A 5,982-nucleotide genomic window follows, 5' to 3' on the forward strand; every position below is an offset into this window, starting at 1 on the left:
GGCGCAAGGGCCTGGACGCCGTACCGCACGCGGCCATGCCGCTGTTCACCCGCCCGCAGAGCACCTTCCTCGGCAGCGCCAGCCAGGTCGAGGCATACGTCTACGCCCTGGCCCGCTTCGAAGCCAAGCCGGCGCAGTTCCCCAAGGCCCACAAGAGCCACAAGGGCGACGCGCCGCGTGCGCCGCGCACGGTCAAGGAAATGCTCGAACGCTGCGAAGACGCCCTGCCGCTGCCCGACCTGATGGTGTGGCTGCTGGAGCAGGAGCCCGAAGGCGCCACCGACGAACTGCTGTACTGGTTCTCGCGCCTCTCGCGGGAAAAACGCTTTACCCGTGCGCGCCTGGAGCGCGCGAGTACACCACTCAGGAACACCTGGTCAGCCTGCGCTCGTTCGCCCTGACTTCAAGCCGCGAACCGTCGCCCGAGCCTACTGCGAGCCCTACCCATGCATCTTGATCTTTCCGAACTGTCCCAGCTCGCACCGATCTTCCGCGAGCTGTTCAAGGGCTTCCACATCAGCCGGCGCGACCCCGAGCTGTACGCCCAGCTGTCGAACTTCCAGGACCAGTACCGTGGCCTGTTCAAGGCCCTGGGCTTCGAGCTGGTGTGCGATACCCGCGGCTTCTACTACTTCGTGCCGGAACTGGCCGCCGCGCAGGTCAACAAGACCGCCCAGCGCCTGTCGCTGTTCACCTTCATCCTGGTCGAGCACCTGGCCGACCAGGGCCGCGACCCGATGGCCGTGCTCGACGGCGGCAGCCTGGGCCGCGACGAACTGCCCTCGTTGCTGGAGAAGTACCGCGACCTGTTCCTGCAGGCCGAGGTACAGACTCCCGACGAGCTGGAAGAAAAGATCATGCGCCGCATGACCCAGCTCGGCTTTGCCAGCGAAGACAACGGCATCTACCGCTTTCTGCCACCGATGCACCGCTTCCTCGACGTGTGCCTGTCGGTGCAGCAGGACCGCGACCTGGCCGCCAGCCTGCACAGCGCCCTGCCGCTGCCCACCCCGGTGCTGGTGGTGGAAGAAACCCCGGAAGAACTGAACAGGACCGACGACCCGCTCGACCTGAGCCCGTTCGAAGAAAGCGAAGAAGACGCCCTGGCCCGCGCCATTGCGCAAGAGCAACAGGAGATTGACGCATGAGCCAGGAACGCTACGGCATTCGCCGCTTTGCACTGCTCAACACGGCCGGCTACAGCCTGGGCCTGTTCCCGCTGGAAAACCCGCTGTCGGTGTACGGCGCCAACAACCTGGGCAAGAGTGCGTCGATCAACGCCCTGCAGTTCCCGATCCTGGCGCGCATGTCGGACATGAGCTTCGGCAAGTACAGCCTGGAACAGTCGCGCCGCTTCTACTTTGCCAGCGACACCAGCTACATCCTCTGCGAGGTCAACCTGCCCCACGGCCCGCACGTGATCGGCGTGGTCGGGCGCGGCCCCGGCGGCGGCTTCGGCCACCAGTTCTTCGCCTACGCCGGCGAGCTGGACCTGGGCCACTACCAGAAGAACGACACCTGCCTGCGCCAGAAGGAGCTGTTCAGCAACCTGGAACGCAATGGCCTGAAGGCCTACGAGCTCAAGCCCGACGAACTGCGTCGGCTGCTGGTGGGCGGGCACACCTCGGTGCCGCTGGACCTGACCCTGATCCCGCTGCGCTCCACCAGCGAGCAGAGCCTGAAGACCTTCCGCGCGCTGTTCATCAACCTGCTGCACATGCGCGAGATCACTGCCGCCAAGCTCAAGCAGTTGTTCCTCGATGCATTCGAGCACAGCCTGCGTTCGGGCAGCGTCGACTATATCGCCGCCTGCGAAGAAGCCTTCCGCGACGTGCGCCGCATGGAACAGGACTACAACTCGCTGGTGGCCGCCGGCCCGCTGGTCGAGGCCCTGGCCAACGGCGTGACCCAGCGCGACATCCTGCGCGGCAAGCTGCACCGCCTGTCGCCGATGCTCGACCAACTGCTCGGCACCTGGCAGGACTACGCCGGGGCGCGCAAGGAAGAGCTGGTACTGCAGGCCGAGCACTACAGCCACGAGCAGGACGCGCTGCAGAACAATCAGCGCGGCGGCACCCAGGAGCTGATGCGCCTGGAGCGCGAGATGACCGGCATCCAGCGCTGGCTGGGCGAGCTGTCGGTGCTCAAGCACCGCTTCGCGCTGGTGGATGACGTCAAGGTGCTGGAGCAGCAACTGCTGGCCGCCAAGGACGCCCACGACGAACTGGCCGGCGCCCTGGCGCAATCACGCCAGTTCAGCGCCGAAGACCTCGAAGAGCGCCTGCGCGACCTGGAAAAACGCCTCAAGTCGTCAAGCAGCAGCTCGACCATGCCGACAACAACAGCTATGCACGCCTGCGCGAGGAGTTCTCGCAGCAGGACGTCGAGCGCCTGATGCGCCTGTTCAACGGCGCGCTGTTCAGCCTGCCACTGGGCGAGCGGGGCATCGAGCTGGACGACAGCGACGTGTGGGTCAAATCCCTCGAAGCGGTGCTGGATGGCTTCAAGGGCGAGCGTTTCGAAGCGCCGGGCCTGTCCATCGACCTGACGTCCATCGAGCCGCCGGCCTTGCAGGCCCTGGCCGACCGCGCCGCGTTGCGCGACCAGAAGGAGCGCCTGGAAAAGGAGCTCAAGCAACTCAAGACCAGCAGGCCGTGGCTGCCGACCGCGCCGCGAGCAAGACCCAGACCGAAGCGCTGTACCAGCAGGTGCTGGATGCGCAGAAGGCCCTGGAAGACTACCGCCGCGCCCAGACGCTATCGGCCGAGGAAGGCGACAAGCTGGAACAGCTGGCGCAGATGGAAGCCGCCCAGGACGAACTCAAGCGCTCCAGCGATGCGTTCACCGAGCGCGTCCAGCAACTGTCGGCCAAGCTGCAACTGGTCGGCCGCCAGATCGCCGACATGGAAGCCAAGCAGCGCACCCTGGACGACGCCCTGCGCCGTCGCCAGCTGCTGCCGGCCGACCTGCCGTTCGGCACGCCGTTCATGGACCCGGTCGACGATTCCATGGACAACCTGCTGGGGCTGCTCAACGACTACCAGGACAGCTGGCAGGGCCTGCTGCGGGTGGATGGCCAGATCGAGGCACTGTACGCCCAGGTGCGCCTCAAGGGCGTGGCCAAGTTCGACAGCGAAGACGACATGGAGCGCCGCCTGCAACTGCTGATCAACGCCTATGCGCACCGTACCGACGAAGCCCTGACCCTGGGCAAGGCGCGGCGTGCGGCGGTGACCGACATTGCGCGTACCCTGCGCAACATCCGCAGCGACTACGACAGCCTCGAGCACCAGCTGGCGCTGTTCAACCGCGAGATCAACAAGCGCCAGGTGTCCAACCTGCAGAGCTTTCGCATCGTGCTGGCGCCGAACAAGGAAGCGCTCAAGCACATCGACCAGATCATCCACAGTGCCGGGCAGTACGAAGAGGGCGAGACGCTGTCGGTGTTCGACCTGAGCCAGAGCGCCGAGCAGGACAACAAGAACGAAGAGGCCAAGGAGTACCTGGCACGGCTGGTGGCGGCCAACCACAACCAGCTGGGCTTGAAGGACCTGTTCGAGCTGGCGTTCGAGATCACCAAGGTGGGTGGCAGCCGGTGATTCATACCGACATCGACGGTGCGGCGTCCAACGGCACCACCATGACCATCAAGGCGCTGACCAACATGTACCTGCTGCTGCACCTGATGGACCGCGACCAGGCCGGGCGCGTGCGCTTGCCGTACTACCTGGACGAGGCGGCGGACATCGACGAACGCAACCAGGCGGCGTTGCTGGAGACCAGCCTGCAGCTGGGCTTCGTGCCGATCCTGGCGAGCGTGAAGCCGCAGGTGTCGGCGCACGTGGCGATCGACCTGGAAGGCGGCAGCGGGCCGAACGGGATCTACATCGACGAGGCGGACTGGAAGTACATCAGCCGTCGCGATCAGGTGAAGGTCGAGGTGCGGGAAGTCGACGTGGAGCCGGCGTCAATCTGATGCCTTTACAGGGGCCTTGATGGCCCCTTCGCTGGCAAGCCAGCTCCCACAGGGTTATCAGTGCTCATGAGACAGGCACTTTACCCTGCCTTTACTGGGGCCTTGACCCCCTTCACTGGCAAGCCAGCTCCCACAGGGTTAGCAGTGCTCCTGAGACAGGCACTGTATCCTGCCTTTACAGGGGCATTGATCCCCTTCATTGGCAAGCCAGTTCCCACAGGGTTAGCAGTGCTCTTGAGACAGGCACTGTACCCTGCCTTTACTGGGGCATTGATGGCCACTTCGCTGCAAGCCAGTTCCCACAGGGTTATCAGCACTCTTTGGACAGGCACTGTACCTGTGGGAGCTGGCTTGCCAGCGAAGCAGGCGACGCGGTGCTGGATCATTGCGCCCAGGGCAGGATCGGAATCGCCGTCACCGCGTTCTGCGGGCTGCCTTCGATCACGCGGTCGCTGTACACCAGGTACACCAGCGTGTTGCGCTTCTTGTCCAGAAAGCGCACCACCTGCATGCTCTTGAACACCAGCGAAGTACGCTCCTTGAACACTTCGTCGCCATCCTTGAGCTCACCCTTGAAGCGGATCGGTCCCACCTGGCGACAGGCAATCGACGCCTCCGCACGGTCTTCGGCCAGCCCCAATCCACCCTTCACGCCGCCGGTCTTGGCACGCGACAGGTAGCAGGTCACACCCTCCACCTTGGGGTCGTCAAACGCTTCGACCACAATGCGATCGTTCGGCCCGACGAACTTGAACACGGTCGATACCTGGCCGATTTCCTCGGCCCCGGCCACCAGCGGCAACGCCAGCAAGGCGGCGGCAAACATCCCTTTGATCACAGCTGCATCCTCATACCAGAATCAGGTTGTCGCGGTGCACCAGCTCAGGCTCGGCGCTGTAGCCCAGCACGCTTTCGATCGCCTCGGACGACTGGCCGATGATCTTCTGTGCTTCCAGCGCACTGTAGTTGGCCAGGCCGCGCGCCACTTCAAGGCCGTCAGGCCCCACGCAAACGACCATCTCGCCACGGCGGAAACTGCCCTGCACGGTCTTCACACCCACCGGCAACAGGCTCTTGTTGGCCTGGCGCAATGCCTGCACCGCACCGGCATCCAGCACCAGGGTGCCACGGGTCTGCAGGTGCCCGGCCAGCCACTGCTTGCGCGCCGCCAGCATGCCGCGCTCGGGCGACAACAAGGTGCCCAGGCGCTCGCCGGCCTTCAAGCGGTCGAGCACGCGCTCGATGCGCCCGCCCACGATGATGGTGTGCGCGCCGGAACGCGCCGCCAGGCGCGCGGCACGCAGCTTGGTCTGCATGCCGCCACGCCCCAGCGCACCACCGGTGCCACCCGCCACGGCGTCCAGCGCCGGGTCATCGGCGCGAGCTTCGTAGATCAGCTGGGCTTCAGGGTTGTGGCGTGGGTCGGCATCGAACATGCCGTCGCGGTCGGTGAGTATCACCAGCAGGTCGGCTTCCACCAGGTTGGCCACCAGCGCGGCCAGGGTGTCGTTGTCGCCAAAGCGGATTTCGTCGGTGACCACGGTATCGTTTTCGTTGATCACCGGCACCACGCCCAGCTCCACCAGGGTGCGCAAGGTGCTGCGGGCGTTCAGGTAGCGCTTGCGGTCGGACAGGTCGTCATGGGTCAGCAGGATCTGCGCGGTGTGCCGCCCATGCTCGGCAAAGCTCGACTCCCACGCCTGCACCAGGCCCATCTGGCCGATCGAGGCAGCCGCCTGCAGCTCGTTCATCGCGCTGGGGCGCTTGCTCCAGCCCAGGCGGCTCATGCCGGCGGCCACGGCCCCCGAAGACACCAGCACCAACTCGACACCTGCGTTATGCAGGGCCACCATCTGCTCGACCCATACCCCCATGGCTGCGCGGTCCAGGCCCTTGCCATCCGCCGTCAGCAATGCGCTGCCGATCTTCACCACCCAGCGCTGCGCACCCGTCACCTTGCTCCGCATCTTCTTCCAACCTTTAGAGATCTTTAGATACCAAAACGC

At 65.2% G+C, this 5,982-nt stretch carries 3 protein-coding genes and 2 pseudogenes; 3 read left to right on the forward strand and 2 right to left on the reverse strand.

All coding sequences use genetic code 11. From position 1 onward, the window contains the following. The 3 genes and pseudogenes from G3436_RS24065 to mksF form a co-directional block, all read left to right on the forward strand. Positions 1-457, forward strand: a pseudogene (locus G3436_RS24065) (Mks condensin complex protein MksB); the annotation flags it as partial. Further along, entirely contained in the window at positions 447-1,148 is a 702-nt protein-coding gene (gene mksE, locus G3436_RS24070) for an Mks condensin complex protein MksE (RefSeq protein ID WP_163950327.1), read from the forward strand. The pseudogene G3436_RS24065 and the gene mksE, both read left to right, overlap by 11 nt. Next, a pseudogene (gene mksF / locus G3436_RS24075) lies at positions 1,145-3,976 on the forward strand (Mks condensin complex protein MksF). The gene mksE and the pseudogene mksF overlap by 4 nt, the downstream one beginning before the upstream one ends. Before the next feature lie 382 nt (positions 3,977-4,358). Here the strand turns inward: mksF and G3436_RS24080 are convergent. Beyond that, positions 4,359-4,802 (reverse strand): CreA family protein, encoded by a 444-nt coding sequence (locus tag G3436_RS24080; RefSeq protein ID WP_163950332.1) that lies wholly within the window; start codon positions 4,800-4,802, stop codon positions 4,359-4,361. A 22-nt stretch (positions 4,803-4,824) separates the two neighbouring features. After that, positions 4,825-5,943: a glutamate 5-kinase gene (gene proB, locus G3436_RS24085; protein WP_163950329.1), complete on the reverse strand. Its 1,119-nt coding sequence runs from the start codon at positions 5,941-5,943 to the stop codon at positions 4,825-4,827. Positions 5,944-5,982 lie beyond the last annotated feature (39 nt).

This window comes from Pseudomonas brassicae (assembly GCF_010671725.1).
Taxonomy (GTDB): Bacteria; Pseudomonadota; Gammaproteobacteria; order Pseudomonadales; family Pseudomonadaceae; genus Aquipseudomonas; species Aquipseudomonas brassicae.